12 protein-coding genes and 1 pseudogene are annotated in these 21,320 nt (G+C 68.5%); 8 read left to right on the top strand and 5 right to left on the bottom strand.

Annotated elements, in window-relative coordinates; all coding sequences use genetic code 11:
- Positions 1-336: 336 nt before the first annotated feature.
- On the bottom strand, positions 337-2,574 hold the full coding sequence (locus IG75_RS0102310) for an MMPL family transporter (RefSeq protein ID WP_081876586.1): 2,238 nt from the start codon (positions 2,572-2,574) through the stop codon (positions 337-339).
- A gap of 263 nt (positions 2,575-2,837) precedes the next feature.
- Between IG75_RS0102310 and IG75_RS0102305 the strand changes: the two genes are divergently transcribed.
- The 5 genes from IG75_RS0102305 to IG75_RS0102285 all read left to right on the top strand — a co-directional run bounded on the left by IG75_RS0102305 (position 2,838) and on the right by IG75_RS0102285 (position 12,668).
- Entirely contained in the window at positions 2,838-9,239 is a 6,402-nt protein-coding gene (locus IG75_RS0102305) for a type I polyketide synthase (RefSeq protein ID WP_030519445.1), read from the top strand.
- Between the two features lie 28 nt (positions 9,240-9,267).
- Positions 9,268-10,668, top strand: coding sequence for a condensation domain-containing protein (locus tag IG75_RS0102300; protein WP_030519444.1), 1,401 nt, complete (start codon positions 9,268-9,270; stop codon positions 10,666-10,668).
- Positions 10,665-11,348, top strand: coding sequence for a hypothetical protein (locus IG75_RS0102295; RefSeq protein ID WP_156058594.1), 684 nt, complete (start codon positions 10,665-10,667; stop codon positions 11,346-11,348). Before IG75_RS0102300 ends, IG75_RS0102295 begins: the two co-directional genes overlap by 4 nt.
- Before the next feature lie 175 nt (positions 11,349-11,523).
- Complete coding sequence (locus IG75_RS0102290) at positions 11,524-11,808, top strand: hypothetical protein (RefSeq protein WP_156058592.1); 285 nt, start codon at positions 11,524-11,526, stop codon at positions 11,806-11,808.
- 497 nt (positions 11,809-12,305) lie between these two features.
- Complete coding sequence (locus IG75_RS0102285) at positions 12,306-12,668, top strand: hypothetical protein (protein ID WP_156058590.1); 363 nt, start codon at positions 12,306-12,308, stop codon at positions 12,666-12,668.
- 181 nt (positions 12,669-12,849) lie between these two features.
- On the opposite strand, the gene IG75_RS0102280 is transcribed toward IG75_RS0102285, so the two are convergent.
- The gene (locus IG75_RS0102280; RefSeq protein ID WP_036512058.1) at positions 12,850-13,779 is read right to left on the bottom strand and encodes a hypothetical protein; all 930 of its coding nucleotides are present in this window, start codon (positions 13,777-13,779) and stop codon (positions 12,850-12,852) included.
- Positions 13,780-14,247, bottom strand: a complete 468-nt coding sequence (locus IG75_RS0102275) for a hypothetical protein (protein ID WP_030519439.1) — start codon at positions 14,245-14,247, stop codon at positions 13,780-13,782.
- Positions 14,248-14,314: 67 nt separating this feature from the next.
- On the opposite strand from IG75_RS0102275, the gene IG75_RS0102270 reads away from it, so the two are divergent.
- Positions 14,315-17,848 (top strand): CHAT domain-containing protein, encoded by a 3,534-nt coding sequence (locus tag IG75_RS0102270; RefSeq protein ID WP_051714129.1) that lies wholly within the window; start codon positions 14,315-14,317, stop codon positions 17,846-17,848.
- A gap of 100 nt (positions 17,849-17,948) precedes the next feature.
- On the opposite strand, the gene IG75_RS0102265 is transcribed toward IG75_RS0102270, so the two are convergent.
- Positions 17,949-18,584, bottom strand: a complete 636-nt coding sequence (locus tag IG75_RS0102265; protein WP_030519437.1) for a TetR/AcrR family transcriptional regulator C-terminal domain-containing protein — start codon at positions 18,582-18,584, stop codon at positions 17,949-17,951.
- Between the two features lie 69 nt (positions 18,585-18,653).
- Here IG75_RS0102265 and IG75_RS0102260 point away from each other — a divergent pair, with 69 nt between their 5' ends.
- A complete protein-coding gene (locus tag IG75_RS0102260) occupies positions 18,654-19,613 on the top strand; it encodes a zinc-binding alcohol dehydrogenase family protein (RefSeq protein WP_030519436.1) in 960 nt (319 codons plus the stop codon).
- Between the two features lie 218 nt (positions 19,614-19,831).
- On the opposite strand, the gene IG75_RS40845 is transcribed toward IG75_RS0102260, so the two are convergent.
- Positions 19,832-20,152 carry a spirocyclase AveC family protein gene (locus IG75_RS40845; RefSeq protein ID WP_425594447.1) on the bottom strand — a complete coding sequence of 107 codons (321 nt, stop codon included), beginning with the start codon at positions 20,150-20,152 and terminating at the stop codon, positions 19,832-19,834.
- Positions 20,153-20,291: 139 nt separating this feature from the next.
- Here IG75_RS40845 and IG75_RS35960 point away from each other — a divergent pair.
- A pseudogene (locus tag IG75_RS35960) lies at positions 20,292-20,879 on the top strand (NAD-dependent epimerase/dehydratase family protein); the annotation flags it as partial.
- Positions 20,880-21,320: the final 441 nt, after the last annotated feature.

Below are 21,320 nucleotides of genomic sequence, written 5' to 3'. Positions count from 1 at the left end.
CGTGCCCACCACCGAGGCACCCGTTCACGGTCGCGCACGGTGCGCGCGACCCTCACCACACTGCTGTCGGTCACGGTCTGCGCCGGCTATTTCGCGGGCACTGCCGAATCCACTCCACCGGCCGCGTCGTGGCAACCGGCCGTCCTCATCGACGTACTCGACGGCCCACTGGCCCGGATCGACACTCACCCCGAGTCAGATCCCGGCCTTTGCGGCCTCCTTCACGCCATGACCACCCAACCGACACGGGATTCGGCTCCTGCGGGATTGCGCCGCCCGCACACCGGCATCGAACCGGCAACGCTGTGCGTTGCGGCCCTGCCCGGGGCAAGCGCATTACCGCTCGCCGGCCTGGACCAGCGGCTCCCCTGCTTCCGCGACGGGCGGGAGGTTCCCGCGCCGATGCCCGTCCGCCGCGGCGACCGGGCCCTCGGGTTCCCCACAGCGCCGACGGCGGAAGAACCCGGGAGCCCACCATGAGGCACGTCCGAACATTTTCATCGTCGCGGGGACGAGCAGCATCCGCAGAATGGTGGCATCGATGAACAGCGCCGCCACCATGCCGACCGCGATGTACTGCATCATGACCAGGTCGGACAATGCGAAGGCCCCGCAGACGACGAGTAGGACGAGGGCGGCGGCGGTGATGATCCAGCCGGTGCGCGCGATACCGGTGCGCACGGCCTCGGTGACAGTCGCGCCCGCCGCCCGCGCCTCCGCGATGCGGGCCAGAAGAAATACCTGATAGTCGGTGGACAGCCCGTAGATCACCGAGACGATCAGGACCAGTACCAGTGCCATGATCGGCTGCGGCGTGAACCCCAGCGCTCCGGCGCCGTGCCCCTCGATGAAGATCCAGGTGAGGATGCCGAGGGTGGAGCCGAGCCCGAGCAGGTTCAGGAAGCCGGCCTGCAACGGCAGCACCACCGACCCGAAGGCGAGCATCATCAACACGGTCGTGACCAGGAAGACCAGCGTGGTCATGAGCGGCAACCGGTCCACCAGCGCGGCCACGCTGTCCCGTTCCACCGCGGGTTGCCCGCCGACCAGCACCGTCGTACCGTTCGGCACCGGCATGGACCGCAGGTAGCCGAGGGTCTCGCCGGCATCGTGCGCGTCGCGCAGCACGGTCGAGGTGGTGAAAACGCCCAGATGCGACTGCGCCTGTAAGGCCGGCGGGAACGGGGTCCGCAGACCGGGTGCCGTATTCGCCCGGTCCACCACTGTCCCGATATCCCTGGTGTCGTGGGTGATCACCACCAGGTCGACCGGGTTGATCTGGCGCAGCGGGAAGATCTCGTCGAAATGCTGCTGCGCTGTGCGGGTCGGATGCTCCGGCGGCAGGAAACGTTCGGAGATCCCGCCGAACGCCATATCGCGCACCGGAACGATGAGCAGTACCAGGACCGCCAGCACCGGCACCGCGACGAGCAGCGGCCTGCGCATAACCCACCCGGCGACCCGGCCCCACGGATTGTTCCGCTGGTCGGTGCCCGCCCGGCGGGAGTGGAAGCTGTTGAATCCCAACATATCCACCCGGCGGCCGAGGATCGCCAGGACTGCGGGCAAGACGGTGACCGAGACAGCGGCGGCCAGCGCCACCGTCACCATGGCGCCGAGCGCGAACGAACGCAGGAATCCGTGCGGGAAGAGCAGGATCACACCCGATGCGGCCACCACTATCGTGGCGGAGAACACCACGGTCCGCCCCGCGGTCGCGGTCGCGCGCCGCACCGACTCCCCGACCTCGTGCCCGGCGGCCAGTTCCTCGCGGAACCGGCTCACGAGGAACAGCCCGTAATCGATGGCGAGGCCGAGCCCGATCATCGACACCACCGGGGAGACGAACGAGTTCACCTCCATGAGATGGGTGAGCAGCCGGACGATTCCCCAGGCGCCGAGCACGGTCAGCCCGCCCACGAGCAGCGGCAGCGCCGCGGCCACCACCCCACCGAACAGGAAGAACAACAGCACTGCCACCGCCGGGATCGCGATCAGCTCCATGCGCCGCTGGTCGTGTGCCATGGTGTCGTTCAGGGCCAGCGCGACCGGTTGCCCGCCGGCGACCTCCATATCGACGCCGGGAATCGTGAGCCGGTCGGCGATCTTCCGGTAGTTGAGCAGCACCGTGGTGTCATCGTCACCGCGCACAGCGACCGAGGCGAAGGCGTGGTCGCGCTGCTCGGTGCCGAAGATGTCCGGCAGGGCGAGTCCGGTGCCGGTGGGCCAGTAGGCGCCGTTGATCCTCGCGATCTCGGCCGGGAACCGTTTCGGCAGGCTGTCCAGGTGGGCGACCACGGTCGCGGCGAAGTCCGGGTCGTCGATGGTCGCGCCGGCGGGCGCGTGGAACAGCAGGATCACGTCGGCGACATGGTTGCGCCCGAACGCCTCGTCCTTCAGCCGGAGGGCGTGGGCGGATTCCGATCCTGGATCGTCCCAGCCGCTGACGCCGAGCCGATCGCCGAGCCCGAGGCCGTATCCGCCGAGCGCCAGCAGGGCCGGCACAACCACCCCGAGCACGACGAATCGGCGCCGGACGATCAGATCGATCCAGTGGGTGAACTCGCCGAACAAAGCTGCCTCCCAACAGAAATGTGGTTCTGGCACAGATCGCCGGACATGCGGAACATAGGCCGAACCAACCGGTTGCGCAGCGGCGGGCCGGGATGATTCGAGATCCCACAAACAGAGTGTTGTTCGTTTGTGAAGTGCCCCTGAAGCATGTCGGCCACCCTGTGACGACCTTTACGCTGACGCCGTCGCCAGGTGCGCGGGCCGGTTCGTAGCTCGCCCTTAACACGTTGGCTCTCAATTACTTCCGACTCGGGAGGATATGCATGTCGGATATCGCAATAGTCGGCATAGGGTGCCGGTTCGCGGGTGGGATAGATTCACCGGAAACCTTCTGGGATTTCGTCCTGGACAAACGTGACGGCGTGGTGGACATGCCGGCGGACCGCTGGGACTACCGCCGCTATTACGACCCGGAACCCCGGACCCCGGGCCGCAGTTACACCAAGCGTGGCGCCTTCATGACGATCGATCCGTGGGAATTCGACCCGGACTTCTTCGGGATCTCGCCGCGTGAGGCGACCGTGCTGGATCCGCAGCAGCGCTTGATGCTCGAGGTGACCTGGGAAGCACTCGACGACGCCGGGATCGCGCGCCGCGCGGCCGGCGGATCGGTCGGGGTCTACGTCGGCGGTTTCGTGGTCGACCAGTCGGTGATCGGCGTGGTCGGGCCCGCACTGTTCCACACCGATATGCACACCCCGGCCAGCGCGTCGTACACCATGCTGTCCAACCGGATCGCCTACGCACTCGACCTGGTCGGTCCCGCGCTGACGGTGGATACCGCGTGCTCGTCGTCGCTGGTTGCCTTTCACCTCGCCTGCCAGGCGCTGGAGAACGGCGACTGCGAGGTCGCGCTGGCGGGCGGCGTCAATGTCATGCTGCAGCCGGAAACCTTCGTACTCATGTGCAAAGGCGGCTTCCTGGCCGCCGACGGGCGCTGCAAATCCTTCGACGCCGCCGCCGACGGCTACGGCCGCGGTGAAGGCGCCGGCATGGTGGCGCTTAAGCGGCTCGACGACGCGGTACGCGACAACGACCGGATCTACGCCGTCGTCAAAGCCACCGGATCCAACCAGGACGGCCGCACCACCGCGATCACGGTACCCAATGTGGATTCCCAGGAGTCGCTGGCACGTGCGGTATGCGCCCGTTCCGGGCTGGCGCCGGAGTCGATCACCTACGTGGAGGCGCACGGGACCGGGACCCTCGTCGGCGACCCGGTCGAATTGCGCGCGCTGGGCCGGGTGTTCGGCGTACCGGCCGGGCGCACCGGATCGCTCGGAGTCGGCTCGGTCAAGTCCACCCTCGGGCACACCGAGGCCGCGGCCGGTATCGCCAGTGTGATCAAGGCGGCACTGGCCGTCCGGCACCGCACCATCCCGCCGCAGGGCTGGCTCGACAAGCCCAACCCGGATATCCCGTTCGACGAACTCGGCCTGCACGTCCAACTGGAAGCCCGGCCGCTGCCCGCCGATACCGGCCCGATGTCGGTCGCGGTCAACGGGTTCGGCTACGGCGGCACCAACGCGCACGCCATCCTGCAGGAATACCGCCCCGCGACCGTCGCCGGAGCAGCGCCGGAGCCCGGGCACTACGGCGTACTGCCGATCTCGGCCCGCAGCACCGGCGCCGCACGGGCAGTGGCCGGCCGGTTCGCCGACCTGATCGACGCGGGCGCCGACCCGGCCCGGCTGGCCGAGGCCGCCTGGACCCGGATGGCGCACCATCAATACCGCACCGGCATGCTGCTCGGCGAAACCGGCGACCTGATACACGACCTGCGCGCCTTCGCCGGCGGCCAGGGCCGGGACGCGGTGCGCACGATCGTGGCGCGGACCACCGAGCCGGTCTTCGTGTTCTCCGGCATGGGACCGCAGTGGTGGGGCATGGCTCGCGAACTCCTCACCACCGAGGGTGTGTTCGCCGATACCGCCGCGCAGATCGACGCCGAGTTCCGCACGGTCGCGGGATGGTCGATCACGGAGGAACTGCTGAAGCCGGCGGAAGAGTCCCGGGTCACCGGTACAGAGGTCGCCCAACCGGCCAACTTCCTGGTGCAGGTGGCGCTGGTCCGCGAACTCGCGCAGTACGGTATCGAACCCGCGGCCATCGTCGGCCACAGCGTCGGCGAGGTATCCGCCGCCTACATCAGCGGCATGCTGTCGCTGCGCGACGCGGTACTGGTGGCGTATCACCGGGCCCGGCTGCAAGCGCGGACCGCCGGGTCCGGCGGCATGCTCGCGGTCGGTATGTCTGCCGAACAGGCCGGCGAACTCGTCGGCGACGACCCGCGAGTGGATATCGCCGCGATCAACAGCGCGAGCGCCCTGACCCTTTCCGGTGATGTCGACCGGTTGGACGAGATCGCCGAAACACTCACGGAAGACGGTGTTTTCGCACGCCGCCTTCGGGTCGAGGTGCCGTACCACAGTCGGCTCATGGACCCCATCCTCACGGAACTGCGTGAGGTGCTGGCGCCGCTGCAACCGCAGGCACCGGCGATTCCGTTGTTCTCCTCGGTCACCGGCACACAGGTGACCGGCGCGGAATGGGACGCCGAGTACTGGTGCGCCAATGTGCGCGAGCCGGTGCGCTTCGCCGACGCGATCGCCGCGATCGTTGCCGAGCGCCGGGTGTTCCTGGAGGTCGGGCCGCATCCGGTGCTGTCCGGCAATATCCGCGAGATCCTGCTCGGCGCCGACGTCAACGGCACCACGGTACCGACGCTGGACCGCAAGCAACCCGATTCGGAGAGCGTGCGGCGCACCCTGATCGGCCTGTACGGCGCGGGGGTGCTCGATCTCGACACGCTGTTCCCGGCGAACCGGCCCGCCACCGCGCATATGCCGCTGCCGCGGTACCCGTGGCAGCGAACCCGACTGCACTCGGCGCTGCCCCTGTTCGAGCAGGCCCGGCTCGGCACCCCCGGTACCTACGCCATGCTCGGCGATCCGGACGTCGAGGGCCGGCCGGACTATTTGCTGCAGGTCGGCACCGAACTGCTGCCGTGGCTGGCCGACCATGTGGTGAACAACGTCAAGATCATGCCCGGTGCGGCGTATCTGGACGCGGCGCTCAGCGCGACCGCGGCACGCCTCGGTGTGGAGCGGGTGGCGCTGGAGCAGGTGCGCTTCGTCGCACCGCTGATCATGGGCGCGCCCGATGTACCGCTGGTGTCGCTGACCGTGGAGGAGGCCAGTGGGCGTTTCATGATCCGCTCCCGCTCGGCCACCGGCACGGCCTGGACACTGCACGCGACCGGTCGCACACTGACCGGTAGCCACAGGCAGATCAAGGTCGAGGTGCCCGAGATCGAGCTCGGTGTCGACATCGACCCGGCGATGTTCTACACCGGCCTGGCCGCGGCGGGACTGCAGTACGGGCCGTCCTTCCGGCGGGTGATCAGCGCGCGAGTCGGACGGGACACGGCGGTCGCCACCGTGGACGGCAGTATCGCGGCCGATTCCGGACACCTGGCCCATCCCGCCGTGGTCGATGCGGCGATGCAGACCGTGGCGCTGCTGTTCGCCGAAGCCCGGGTCGACGAGGGCACTCTGGTGCCGGTCGGGGTGGCGGCCGCGCGACTGGTCGCGCCGCTGCCCGAGCGGATCACCGTGGTGGCCCGGCGCGATCCCACGGCGCGGCTGCGGGCCGACGTCGATCTCCTCGATGCCGATCACAACCTGGTGATGCGGTTGAGCGGCCTGCAGATCGGCGCGCTCACGCCCGGGCAGGACCCGCTGCGCCGCATGGCCGAGTTCTACTACGTCGAGACCATGGAGCGGCGGGACCCGCTCGATCCCGCGGCACTGCCGCAGGGTTCGGTGAGCACCGTGGTGCTCGCGCTGGGCGGCGCCGGTAGCCGCGCGGAGGCGCTGGCCGAGGCGATTCCCGGATCCCGGCTGCACCTCGTCGGATTGCCGGGCGAGGAGCCGGCGGCCGGTCTGGCCGCGACACTCGAGGCGGCCCGGGCCGACGCCTGCGACCGGCTGCACGTGGTGGTGGTCGCGGGCACGGTCGCCGACGATATCGCTGCCCTGTGGGCGCTGGAGCAGGTGGCGGTGGCGATCGACATCTTCGCGCATCCGCCGGATGACGAGCAGGGCCCCGGCAGCGTCTTCGGTGACGGCGAATGTCACGTCACCCTGGTGACCGAACGCGCGTTCGCGGTACCGGACGATCCGGCCGCGCCGGACCCCGGGCAGGCCGCGCTGGCCGGGGCGCACCGGGTGCTGTTGAACGAGCAGACCGCGCTGCGGTGGCGGCTGATCGATGTCGAGCCGGATACCGAAACCGCCGTACTGGTCACCGAACTCGCCGTTCCCGGCGCGTTCTGGCGCGATAACACCGACGAGGTCGCGCTGCGCGGCGGCACCCGGTGGACGCCGCTGGTGACCAAGCCGCTGCCCGAGCGTCTGGAACAACTCGACACCGCCGAACCCCTGACCGACCCCGAGGTCAACTTCGCGCTGGAGATGCCGCGCAGCCGGGTGCTGTCCGCCCTGGCGTGGCGCCGGTGCCCGCGCCCGGCTCCGGAGCCGGGCCGGCTCGAGGTCCGGATGAAGGTCGTCGGATTGAACTACAAGGATCCGCTGAAGGTCATCGGCCTGCTCGGGGAGCGGGAACTGGCCCCGACCTACTTCGGCACCGTCCCCGGTATGGAGGGCGTCGGCGAAGTGGTACGGGTCGGCGCGGGGGTCACCGATATCGCGGTGGGCGATCAGGTCGCGATCGCCACCAAGGGCATGATGCAGCGGTTCGTCGTGGTCGACCGGGCCCGGGCCATCCCACTGCCCGCGGACGCCGATCCCGGATTCTGCACCAGCACCATCGCGTTCGGCACCGCCGAGTACGCGCTACACGATCTGGCCCGGCTGCAACCGGGTGAGACGGTGCTGATCCACGGCGCCGCGGGCGGTGTCGGCACGGCCGCGATCCAGGTCGCCAAGGACCGCGGGGCGCGGATCATCGGCACCGCGAGCACCGACGAACGCCGAGCGCATGTGCTCTCCCTCGGCGCCGATCACGCCATCGACTCGCGCTCGCTGAACTTCGTCGACGATGTACTGGCCCTCACCGAGGGCAAGGGCGTCGAAGTGGTGTTGAGCAGCGCACCGGGCGAAATCTTGCGCCAGAATTTCCACGCCGTCGCCGAATTCGGGCGCATCGTCGAGGTGGGCAAGGCCGATATCTACACCGGTGGCCTGCTGGAGCTGGCCAACTTCGACAAGAATGTCGCGTACTACTCGATGGACCTGGACCGCCTGGTCGCGGTCGACGCCCAGCGGCTGATCGCGCTGTTGCAGCGGGTCTACGAGAAGGTGCTCGCGGGCATATACACACCCTTGCCGTACCGATCGTTCGAGACCGACGATGTGGCGAGCGCATTCGAGGAGACCATCCGCTCGACCGGCCTGAGCCGGATCGCACTGCGAATGGATTCACCGCGGCCCTCGGTGCGGCCGTATCTGCCCGGCGTCGAGATCGAAGCAGCCGGTACCTATCTGATCACCGGCGGTTTCGGTGGCTTCGGCATGGCCATCGGACGCTGGCTCACGCTGCGCGGTGCCCGGCGGCTGGTCCTGGTCGGGCGCAGCGGTGCGAGTACCGAGGAGGCGCGCCGGCAGCTCGAAGCGTGGCGGACCGCCGGGGTCGAGGTGATCGAAGAACGGGCCGATGTCACCGATCCGGTGGCGATCGCCGCGATCGTGGACCGGGCACATACGGGCGGGCAGCCGCTGCGCGGGGTGTTCCACGCGGCCGGATCGGTGGCCGACAACCGCCTGGACGCCATGACCTACCACGAGCTGGATATCGTCTACCGGCCCAAGGTGCACGGCGCCCGGATCCTGCATCAGGCGGTGGCCGACGCCGGGATCACACTCGACATGTTCGTCCTGTGCTCCTCCGGCGGTTCCATGTACGGCATCTACGGCCAGTACAACTACTGCGCGGCCAATGTGGCCGTGGAGACGATGGCCCAGGAATGGGCCCGGTCGGGCGAGCGAGCGCTGTGCATCGGCTGGGGACACCTGTCCGGCGCGTCCGGTGGCATGGCCGCCGACGAGACCGCCGTCAAGTACCTCGATCTGGTCGGCTTCGATCCGATCGATATGGCCGACGCCACCGCCTACCTGGAACAGGTGCTGCGCCTGGGTGCTTCGCGGGCGGCCGTCATCCCGACCGATTGGGCCAAGCTGACCGGTACCTTCCCCCAGCTGACCCGCACCGGTCGCACCCTCGCGCTCGCGCAGGTCTCCGCGAAGGACACCTCGGAAATGGCCCGGTTGCGGGCCGAGGTGGCCGCGATCGAGGAGGGCAGACGGGGCGCTTTCGTGGCCCGCAAGATGGCCGAGGAACTCGCCGTGGTGATGGGCGTCCCGGTCGAATCCATCGATCTGACGGTCCCGGTCCCCGAACTCGGCCTGGACTCGCTGATGGCAGTGGAACTCGGCGCCCGGGTCACCAAAACCTTGGGCATCGATCTGATGTCACTGCAGATGGGCCGCTCGTTCAGCCTGGAACAGGCGGGGCCGAAGGTGGCCGAGCTGATTCTTGCCGGGGAAGCGACGAACGAACCGGCGGGTCCGGGCCCGATCGCGCCGCTCGCGAAGCCCGTATCCGGTAGTGCCGCCGAGCCGGTCCGGGTGGGAGCCATATCGTGACCGGCAGTCGTCGAAACGAGGGTGCACCATGGTCGACTTCGGTTTGATCGATGACTGGAAACCGGCACCGGGCCGGCTGACCAGCTGGGTGGCGTCACCGGAATCGGTGACGCGCGCCCGGCAGGCGCCGGCCCACCCGGCCCCGCCCTCGCACCAGCAGGAGCAGTATCTGCGCCTGGCCCACCGGCACGCCGCGGCCGAGTTCCGGTATTCCGGGCTGTGCGTGGTGACCGCCGAGATACCCACCGCCGATCTCGACCGAAAGGCGATGACCCGCGCGGTCAATGCCTTCCTGCTGCGGCACGACACCTTCCGGACCTGGTTCCGGATCGGCGCGGACGGCGCGCTCGAACGGCATCTGGTACCCGAGCGCGATGTCGAGTTCGTGCCGGTCGACTGCGGCCGGATCGACGACCCCCGTACTGTCGTGGACCACGTGCAGAAGACCACACCCGGACCGTTCGACTGGGACTGCTTCACCTTCGGCACGATCGAACGCGAGGGTTCGACCACGGTCTATCTCGCGGTGGATCACCTGCACACCGACGGATTCGGGCAGTATCTGTCCGGCTTCGACCTTGCCCTGCTCTACACCCGTGAGGTCTGGCCGGAGGCACCGGACATGCTGTCACCGGCGGCCAGTTACCTGGACTACTGCACGGTCGAGCGGGCCTATACCGGGCAGATGACCCTCACCTCGCCCGGGGTCGGCAAATGGCTGGAACTGATCCGTGGGAACGACGGAAGATTGCCGTCGTTCCCGCTGGATCTGGGCCGGCGCACCGATGTGTACAACCGCAGCGCGCACCGCACGGTGACGCTGTTCGACGAGGCCACCGCCTCCCTTTTCGAACGACGCTGCCGGCGCAACGGCGCGGAGTTCGTGGGCGGGATCTTCGCCGCGGCGGCGCTGACCGAACGAGAACTGATCGACAGCGACTACTACTTCGGCATGACCCCGGTGAGCACCCGCAGCAGTCCCGCGGAACGCGCCTCGGTCGGCTGGTATGTGACGTTGCTGCCGGTGACGTTCCCACTCGCCGCCGCCTCGTTCGACCGGGTGGTCACACTCGCGCAGCACGCCTACGAGAACGGGCTGCGGCTGGCCCCCACCTCGTTCCAGCGCGTGGTGGAGTTGCTGCCCGCCGACTCCGATCTGGATGTGGAACCGGGCTGGTCCTGCCCGATGATCTCCTACGTCGATGCCCGGGAACTCCTCGGCAACGAGTTCTTCGACGCGGCGGGATGCGGCCTCTACGCCAACCGCGCCGCTTCCGAACAGGTTCTGATCTGGATCAACCGGCTGGCGACCGAGACCACGCTCAGCGTCATCTACCCGGACACCCCGGTGGCACACGATTCCGTCGACCGGTATGTACGGACGCTGAAGACGGTTTTCGGCGTGGCGGCGCAGGAGGAAACCCTGTGATCGACAGCATTTTCCGGGATCCGGAGATTCCGGACGGAGAGAAGTCCGTCTACACCGTGAGCGTCGCGGACGGCTCCCCCGCGCTCGAGCTCGTGAGCGCGATCGGCCACGACGGCGACGAGTACCACTCGTCCGTGCAGGTCGCCTCCACCAACGGGAGATTCGCGATCACTGTGGACCAGCGGTTCCAACGCGTCGAGGGCCGCCTCCTGGCCTCCACCTACCGCGCCGAAACCCGTTCCGGTGGCCGGCTGGTGAGCAGGGAGGAAGCCAACTTCCTGGGGACCACCCATCTACAGTTCGGTGGGGGGATCGCGCCCTTCCCGGCCGACCTCATGCCGCTCGCCGCCGGTCTCACTCTGCTCCGCGGCCTCGATTTCACCGAGCACACCGAGGAGAACCTCGCCTGCTGGCTGGCCTTCTCGGTACACATTCCGCTCAGCGCGAAGGTCGAACAGCGCGCCCCGGTCGAGGTCCCGGCAGGACGGATCGACTGTTGGCAGGTGCGGCTGCGACCACGTCTGTCCGGATTGAACGCACTGCTGGAGAAGATGCTCAGCGGGTTCCTGCCGCCGGCCGTGGCGCATTTCGAGGTGGCGCCTGCACACCGGATGGTCCGGTTCAGCTTCCCCACCGGCCCGATGCCGTGGGATACCCGGGGGCTGATGGAGCTGACCTAGTCCTCGGGCCCACCGGGCCGGCGCAGAATCGACGGCCATGAGGGCGGCCACAACCGCGAGTCCGGCGGGCCGGGTGTCGCCGGCCTTCCGACGCGGCGCTGCCGGGTCTACCCGGGTGTACCTCGGATAGGCGCCATGCGGTGACACCTTCGGCCCCGTACTAGAGTCCGACCGCGTGGCAGTCCTCTCTCGCCCCGTCAGCAGCTTGGCGATCGTACTCGCCGTCGCCGTCGCGATTCCGATGCTCGCGACTCTGGCCTTCGCGGCTATCGGCCACCCCGAATGCGCGACCATACCGGAGGATGTGGGTCCCTGCGGATACTGGGCCCGAGTGGCGGAATACGGTCCGTTCATCATGCTGTGGGGAACGGTCGTCACCGCAGGCCTCGGAGCCACGCTGTGGCTGGTGGTCGTCGCCGTATTCGGTCTCTTCGCAGCGCTACGCCCGCGCCGCGAGTGATACATCCGGCTCAGTGGACCGAAGCAATCACAGTCGGTCGGAGGGCCGTCTTGTCGACTCGCCGGGGACTTCCCTGTCGACGTCCCCGTGGAGGCGGGCGCCACCGAATGGTGCTCCACTCCACGGTCCGCAGTAACAGGTGTCCAGAGGGGATCGGAAGACCATTCGGTGGCAGGCCGGCCCCCACGCGGCGAGGATAGGGGCGTGGGCGTGAATATCTGGGTAGGTGTCGCCGATTGGGCGCGCCTGACCGAAACGCTGCAGCGATCGGGTGCGGACGAGATGTGGGACCTGTTGTTCCCCTTCCCCAATTCCTACGACTCCCCCAATTCTCACCACCACCTGCCCGTAGCGGTCGAACCCGAATCCGTTTTGCTCCGCGGATCGACCTCGTCGAAGACGGAGTGCTCTGGTGGCCGACCATCGTTGATCGGTGGTACGCCAGAGGCGTATTTCGTGGGATCGGCGCCGGCGGTTCGTACAAACCCCACTTCTACTTGCGGGACCTGGTGGAACACACCGCCCAGCGTGCCGACGCACCGAAGGAGACACTGGCGCCGTTGGGCGCGTGGCTCAGCCGCCTCCTCCCCGACGAGGGAAGCGACGAACTGGCCGCCATGGGGCCCGGCAGCACCACAGGCATCTACGGTTTTCCGCCGGCCGAAGTCGCCGAACTGGCGCAACTCTGGCGCCACAGCCGTGACCGGATCGAAGACCTGCGACCGGCGGTCACCGCCCAACTCGACGAAGACACCTGGCTCCCGGATTTCGACAGCGCCGTGAGACTGCTGCGGGACTGGGGAGAAATACTCATCCGGTCCCAGCAGCACGGATGGGGTCTGTTCTACCTGATCGACTAGAACGGAACCGGGATTCGTGGTGCTGCCTTTCGATAACCACCCATCCCCACATGGTGCCTCCGAGTCGGCCCGGCCGGGCTGCGGAACTGCTCACACTTCGGGTGGGCGCCGGCGCGACCGATGCGCTCGGACGCGGGGGGCACTACAAAGCAATGCACGCCAGAGGCTGATGCCGGTTCGCTCAATCGGTGGACGGACGCGGGCTGCCGAGGTGGCGGGTGAGCAGGCGACCGAGTTGCGGCGTGAGCGGGCCCGCGTGCTCGATACCGAGTTGGGTGGCGAGAGAAACGGCGTGCAACCGGCTCGCGGTTTCCAGGAGAGTGGCGTAGGCATCGGTTGCGGTGCGGATTCGATACCGGGCCGTTGCCGCGGTGACGACACCGATCAGGGCGGCGGGCCACCACCAGACCGTCAGGACCGAATACAGGACCGACCAGGCGAGCAGCGTGGTCGCCCGCGCCAAAGCGGTTCGCGCCTCCCCGATCTGATCGCGGGTGGGATCCGGAAGGATCAGCCACACCGACGGCCATACGGTGGCGAGGTCGAGGTGGTGGTCGCGGTCGAGGCGCACAGCCGCGGCATGTACTCGATCACCGCTCCAGGTGGGCCGTTCCGGCCGCTCCACCGAGATCCGGTTCCGGGTGCGGGCCGCGCGATGCCGGAGCGCGGAATCCGGCCGGTCCGCGGGGTCGGGAGCCAGCGTCTTCCGGAGCTCCCGGTGGTAGACGGCCTCGGCGGTGTCCCAGCGACGTTTTCGCCGACCCATCGACCATCGCGCCGGATGCCGGGCCGGCCACGGCCAGGCGGCCCACTCCGTGGCCAGCGCGATGTGTTCGGTAAGGGTTCCGGCGGCCTGGGCGACGAGCCCGACCGCGGCCGCACCGGCCGAGATCGCCGGCAGAAGCATGATTCCCGCGCCCGGGGCGGTGAATGCCGGGTTTTCGGCATGGGAGGTGATCGTGCGTGCGAGCAGTCCCACATCCAGCGCATGACCGTGTCCGAGAACGAATGCGGCACCGGCGACCGCGAGATAGAGGGCACCGGGCAGAACCAGCAGCGACAGCCATTTCTCGGCGAGCTTCTTCGTCAGTTCGCCCCACAATCCGCCCATTCAGGAAAGTCGCTCTCGCAAGAGCTCCCGCTCGGTGAGGGCGCATCGTGGCGGGTCGTCGTGGACCTCGGCGGCGGTACGGCCCGTGCACCGTGCGAGCGGACAGCGGTAGACGATCTCGAGGTGGTGCACACCGATCGGTGTGGCGGCGCGGTGATGTCCGTACAGCCCGCGCGCGTCGCCGCCGGCCTGTAGTGCGGTGTGGACGGCATCGAGCGCGACACCCAAATCGGTGACGCCGTCCGAGTGCACGACGGCGAGCAGACGGTTGAGCGGCGTTCCGTGATCGGCCCCGTCATCGCCGAGCACGCTACGAATATCCTCCAGATGCTCACACAGATAAGCCAATCCGGCGGCGATCCGCCCGGCATCTTGTGACGACGGCAGCAAACAACCCCCTGGGACGACGAGCAATCCGGCAGACGCCACGCTCACGGCCTCGGCGGTGCAGCGCGGCAGTTCGATCATATCGTCGAAAACGTTGTGCTTCAGGCCGTCGGGTGACTAGCGTCGGTACTCATCCGGGGAGGGCGGTATGACAGATCGTGAGCGCGAGGGCGGCACCGGCGGATCCGGCTTCTTCACCACCGCCAAGGGTCTCTGGCAGCAGCTGGGTGCGCTGGCCACCGTCGCCCGAATCGGCCCGTTCGGCCCATTGGACGCCTTCCGAAGACGTCTGAATCGAGCGAAGTCCGTCGCCGAACTGGACGACGCGATCCGCATGGGCCGACAGCTCGTCGCCGCCACCCCGGTCGGCCACCCCGCATATCCCGGCGCTCGATACCACCTGGCCAGGGCGCTGGTATTCCGGTTCGGCCGGACGAATGCGGCAGCCGATCTGGACGAGGCCATCCTGCTCGGTCGCCGGACACTGGATGTCGTCCCGGCGGATCTCCCCTTCCGTGCCGTCCTGCTGGTAGCCGTGGGGAGCAGTTTGCATACCCGGTTCGAGAACTCGGGAGACCCTACCGACCTGGACGACGCGGTCCTGCTGTTGCGGGAAGCGGTCGCCCGCACAGTCGACGGCGATCCGGATCTCGCCGACAGGACCGACAGGCTCGGTGCTGTGCTACTGGGCCGATTCGAGCGAACCGGGCAACTCGCCGACCTCGACGAAGCGATCGCGCTGGGACACCGGACGGTGGCGGCGACGGCCGCGGACGATCCGCTGCTCTGCGTGCGGCTGGTACACCTTGCCGCGGCGCACGCGGACAGGTACGCGCGGACGGGGATGGCGGCCGATCTGGACGAGACCATCCGGCTCGGCGAGCAGACCATGTCCGCCATGCCCGCAACGCTTCCCGACAGTCTGCGGACCGAGATCCGGCATGTCCTGGGCCAGAGCGTGGGGTCCCGCTTCGAGCGGACCGGCGAACGGGCCGATGCCGATGAAGCCATTCGGCTCGTGCGACAGGCGGTGACCGGGACCCCTACCGGCGATCCGGGCCGCGCCGACTCCATGAACACCCTCCGGGGGGCGCTGCTGGGCCGGTTCGAACGGGCCGGGACGTTATCGGATCTGGACGAGGCGGTCGACGCGGGACGACAGGCAGTGGCAGCGACCCCGGCCGGTCATCCCGATCGTGGCCGGAACCTGTTCGGTCTGGGATTCACACTGCGCATCCACTTCGAGCGCACCGGGAATCCGGCGGATCTGGACGAGGCGATCCGAATCGGCCGGGAAGCGGTCACGGCCACGCTCGCGGAGGATCCCGATTACCCCGACCGGACGAGCAGCCTCGGCCGGGCGCTGATCGATCGGTTCGATCGAACCGGTTCCATGACGGATCTGGACGAAGCCATCCGGATGGCTCGACGAGCTGTCACCGGCACAGCGGGAGACAGCAGCACCCGAGCCGGCAGGCTCACGACGCTGGGGACGGCGCTGCGGCATCGATACCAGCGCACGGGAACACGACCGGACCTGGACGAGGCCATCACCAGGTTGCGCGCCGCGGTGGACTCGGCCCCGACCGGCTACCGCACAATGAACCTGCTGCTGATGAATCTCGGAAACGCCCTGTCGGACCGATTCGAGCAGACGACCGAAACAGCCGATCTGGATGCGGCGATCGATATGTTCCGGCAGGCCGTCGCCGCGACACCCGCCGATCACCCCGACCTGCCGGCCATGCTGAGCAACCTCGGGCTCACCATCCGGACTCGCTTCGACCGGACGGGCACTCCGGCAGATCTCGTCGAGGCCATCGATATGCTCCGGCGGGCCGCGGATATCACACCCGCCGATCACCCCGCGCACGCCCAACGGCTGATCAGGTTCGGGGCCGCACTGATGATGCGGTTCTGGCTAACGGACACCACGCGCGACCGTGATGAGGCCACCGCAGCATTTCTGGACGCGCAGCGGTCCACTGTGGCACCGCCGGCGACCCGGATGCTGGCGGCCCGCGCGGCCGCCGACCTGGTCGCGGCCACGCAGCCGGACCGTGCGGCCGAGTTGATCGAGCACGCGATCCGACTGCTTCCCGAGATCGCGCCACGGCAGTTGGAACGGTCCGACCAGCAGTACGCCATCGGCCGGTGGGGCGGATTCGCCGCCGACGCCGCGGCACTGGCGCTCCGGAATCCGGCTGTACCCGAGAACGACCGGGCGGATCTGGCGCTGCGCTTGCTCGAGGCCGGCCGGGCCGTACTGCTGAACCGAACGGTCCAGGTCCGCGCGGATACCACCGAGCTCATGGACCGGCATCCGGACCTCGGTGGTGACTTCGTCCGGTTGCGTGAACAGCTCAATCGATCCGGCGCCGGCCGCTTTCCGGGCGGTTCCGCCGACCGGGCTCCGGATCGGCACCGGCTGGCGCGTGAGTTCGAGGAGGTACTCACCCGTATCCGGACGCAACCCGGATTCGACACCTTCGCCCTGCCACCGTCGACCGGGCAACTGGTCGCGCAGGCCGGCCACGGGCCGGTGGTGGCCTTCAGCATCGGCCGGTACGGTAGCGACGCGCTTCTGCTCACCGCCGACGGAATCTCCTGCCTGCCGCTGCCCGCCCTGTCCGTGGAGGCGGTGTGCGATCGAACCCGCGCCTTCCGCGAGGCGCTGAATACCGCCGCGCACGGCGTCACGGGATCCGAACGGCAAGCCGCTCAACGACAATTGAGTGCCACCCTGGAATGGCTGTGGGACAACGCAACCGGTCCAGTGCTCGAGGCGCTGGGCTTTCATCGGCCGATCGGGCCCGACCGGTCCGGACCGCGGGTGTGGTGGGCGCCGGGCGGACTGCTGGGCCAACTGCCGATCCACGCGGCCGGCTATCACACTCACCCGTCCCGGTCCGACGCAGCGACGGTGATGGACCGCGTCATCTCTTCCTATACGCCCACCGTCGCCGCTCTGGAATACGCGCGACGCCGGCACTCGTCCACCATAGACCCGGACACGCCCGGGCAGGCCCTCGTCGTGGCCATGCCGACAACTCCGGGGATCGACGGGCGGCTGCACTACGTGCTCGACGAGGCCCATCTGGTCGCCACGCATCTGCCGGGGTCCACCGTCCTCACCGAGCCCGACGAGGTGAACGACCTCCGAGCCCCGGCGAGTCCGAGTGCCGAACATACGCTTCCGACAACGGACACCGTGCTGCATCTGCTGCCGGAACGCGCCATCGTGCACTTCGCCTGCCATGGAGCCACCGACCCCGACGACCCCTCACGCAGTCGGCTGCTGTTACACGATCACGCCACGACGCCGCTCACCGTCGCCGCACTCGCCCCGATCCATCTCGACCGGGCACGGTTGGCGTATCTGTCTGCCTGCGATACCGCTCTCAGCACCGACACTCAACTGGTCGACGAGTCCATCCACCTCGCATCCGCTTTCCAGTTCGCCGGATATCCCCACGTCATCGGCACTCTGTGGACAATCGACGACGATATCGCGATCCGCATCGCCGACGACTTCTACACGGCCTTGCGTACCGCGCCCGATTCGACGGTGGTCGATATCGGCCGCGCGCCCCACGCACTGCACCACGCTGTCCGGGCGGCGCGCGACACCTTTCCCGCCACCCCCTCGCTGTGGGCCGCTCACCTCCACACCGGAGCGTGACCCGTCCCGGCGAAAACCGGTCGACCCGCAGTCGTCGGATGGGGCCGGCCCATGGCGATCGTCGCGCCTGTCGCCATGGGCCGGTGCACTTCCCGAGCCGTCAGCGCAGCCGGGCCGCGAGCCCGTCGAGGAGAACGCCGAGCTGCCGTTCGAACCTCCGGTCGCCGTCGTCGCGGAGATGCCCGGCGGCTTTCACGAGTTCGGCGCCCTCGCCGAGCCAGGCGTCACGTCCGGCGAGCGAGTATCGCGCGGGGTCGCTGCCGGTCGACCGACCGCGCTCCTGCTCCTCGATGACGAAGCCGACCACGAAGGCGGTGACCAGATCGAGGGTGTCGTCTGCTTCGGTCAGTGAGAACCCGGTCGCGGTCAATCGCTCGAGCCAGGGTTCTTTCGCTTTCACGACCGCGGGGTCGGCGATACGCGTACCGCTGAAGATACGCGCCCCGTCCCGGTGCAGCAGGTACTCCGACCGCAGGACGCGGGCGTAGGCGGCTATGGCGTCACGCCATTCGCCGCCGGGCGGGATCGCCGCGAGGGCGTCGGTGACGCGGCGCATGACGAAGGTGGCCATCTCGTCGAGCAGTTCCTGTTTGTTGCGGACGTGCCAGTACAGGGCGGGGGCCTTCACCTCGAGCCGGGACGCGAGCGCACGGACGGTGAGGGCGTCCATGCCGTGTTCGTTGAGCAGTTCGAGGGCCGCCGCCACGATCTGCTCCCGGGTGATTCCCTTGGCCACGGTTGACACCTTAACAAAGTTCAGGGACAGTGGTCGGCATCGCAATTTAACTTAGTTAAGGAGTGTGTCATGCGTGCTGCAGTCGTGAAAACCCCCGACACGACACCCGTCTGCGCGGATTTCCCGGATCCCGAACAGCGGCCCGGCCGGGCGCCGCTGAGGCTCGTGGGCGCGGGTTTGCACCACGTCGTCCGCGGGATGGCCGCCGGTCGCCATTACGGCAGCGGCCGGGTATATCCCCTCGTGCCGGGCGTCGACGCGGTGGCCCGGACCGAGAACGGGCGGCTGGTATACACGGGCTTCGCCCGGTCGCCATGGGGAACCATGGCGGAATGGCTGGTTACGCCATTCGACAGGGAGCTGCCCGCCGGCGCCGATCCGCTCGCGGTCGCCGCCGGTATGAATCCCGCTCTGTCGGGCTGGATGCCGCTGGTCGCCCGGCGCGAGGAGGCGGGCGAACTCGGCACCGTGCTGGTGCTCGGCGCGACCGGCATGTCGGGTGGTCTCGCGGTGCGGGCAGCGCGGTTCCTCGGCGCGAAACAGGTGGTCGCGGTCGGGCGCGACCACGACGCGCTGGAGCAGCTGCGCGGCCCGGGCGTGGTCACCGTTGCGCTCGCATCCGGCGCACCCGACGCCTGGGCGGCCGCCCTCACTACGGCGGTCACCGAGACACAGCCCACCCTCGTCCTCGACTACGTGTGGGGCCCCGTCGCCGAGGCCGCTTTCGCGGCATTGGGACGATCCGGCCCGGACGACGACAGCGCGGCGGTCGACTACGTGCAGATCGGCTCGCTCGCCGGAGCCGAGGCGGCGCTGCCCGCAGCACTACTGCGCAGCCGACGGATCCGGGTCGGCGGCAGCGGCAAGGGCTCGGTCTCCAAGGAGCAGATGATCGCCGAACTCCCCGGCATCCTGGCCCGATTCGCCGACGGCACCTTCGACGCGCCGTACACCGTGTACCCGCTCGGCCGCGTCGGCGAAGCCTGGGCGCATCAGGGACGAACCCGGGCCGTCATCGTCCCGGACTGACCGGGATCGACTCGAGCAGAAAGGCGGCTACTCCGTCGACCCGAACGGTTCACCTGCTCCTGCACGGCAGGGCATTCGTGATGCGCCGTCCGGAGCAGGACAGGACCGGAAGTCCCTGGCAGGAGGCGTGGCGAAATACCCCTGCCTTGTTGTTGGGCGCGGGGCAGAACGGCGCCTGCACGTGACGGTAACCCACAGCTGTGGCCCTGGCCGGCATATCAGTTCTCCCGTTCGAACGGCACGATCTTCGGGACCTCGGCTCCGTCCGGAAGGACCAATTCACCGTCCTTGTCGAGGTAGCCGGAGTCCTGGCGTGGCATCGGCAGATCGGGATGGAACATCCAGGTGTTGTAGGTGCACCACGTGTTCAGGTAGTTCAGGAAGGGGTCCTGGAAGAACATCAGGCCCGTGGACACCAGCAGTATGGCGTCCAGGGTGATCCGGCGCTCGCACCACCACGGCCTGATGATCCACCAGTAGATGGCGAAGGGGAGACCGATCAGGACGCCGGCCGTCCAGATGCTCAGGATCGTCTTCATGAGTATGGGCGGGTCGCTCGGCCCGGTGGGCACCCGCTCGAAATAAGGGCCGATGATCCATCTGATCCACACGTACACCTGGAGCGTCGGGATCAGCGCGCCGAGCGACGCCCAGATGTAGACGGTCCCGCTCGGCTGCCGGTTTCCGGGCGTGCTGTCCCCCGACACCACCGCCGGCCTGAACACCGACCATCTGGTGCTCATCCGCGCGACCCCCGGTGACAATCGGCTGCACGGCGTGGACGCCCGCGACGCCGCACTGGCATTCGCCAACGCTGTCGACCGCCGCGACGCAATCAGCGGCAAAGTGCTGCTCGTCGCCGGTAACGACAGTTACGCCCACACCCATCGCGACGTCGAGGACTCCATATTCGAAGCGATGGGTATCGGCCGGCTCGGACCATCCGCGAGCTTGCCGGGCGATCCCGGCGACGACCGGGGATGGGCCTTCACCGGTTGGTTCGATACCAGGGAATCGCAGGCACTCCTCGACTTCCAACAGCACGATTGGCCGCAGACGGTCGCCTGGATCGCCGAGGCCCAGCCGCGCTTGCTGCGCGCAATCCTCCGGACGACCGGCCCCCTCCTACGGCCGGTGATACGCACAACACTGGCGCTGCAGCGGCGCATCGAGCGCCGCGGCCCCTACGCCGACCCCTGGGCCTTGATCGCCTCCCGATACGGCCCCCAGGCCCTGGCACAGAGCAGCGGAACAACCGACTCCTGAGCACGGCGTCCCGGGATCAACCCGGCACCCCTGCCGACAACCCATCGTCATGGCAATCGAGTCGACCGCGCGATAACTCGACTCGGAGCTCGCACATCAGAAAGCCCCGGCCGAAATCGCGGACGCCGGATACAGCTTCTGCCGACCGGACATCACGCTGTGGTTCGGAGTCTCGATGCTGTCGACGGATTCGCTGCCGCGCGGAGACAGTCGTAACGACGGCAGGGCAAGTCCTATTCTGCAACCCCATGCAATCGACCTGCTCGCGTTTGTGATGCCCGGCAAATGCGGGCGCCGCGCGGAAACATCAACGCGCACAACCGAGTCCCGCCGATCTGCAACGTGTACCGGTCTGGAAAACTGACGCTCGGCGAGTCTTGTCCGCGCACCGATCAGCTCGTGACATCGACCGGGCTGCAGCGACACGAGGGAGGAGCAAGA

The organism is Nocardia rhamnosiphila NBRC 108938 (genome assembly GCF_000720425.1).
Classification (GTDB): Bacteria; Actinomycetota; Actinomycetes; order Mycobacteriales; family Mycobacteriaceae; genus Nocardia; species Nocardia rhamnosiphila.
The sequence above is the reverse complement of the archived record's forward strand: the minus strand, read 5'-3'. Positions and strand labels throughout refer to the sequence as shown.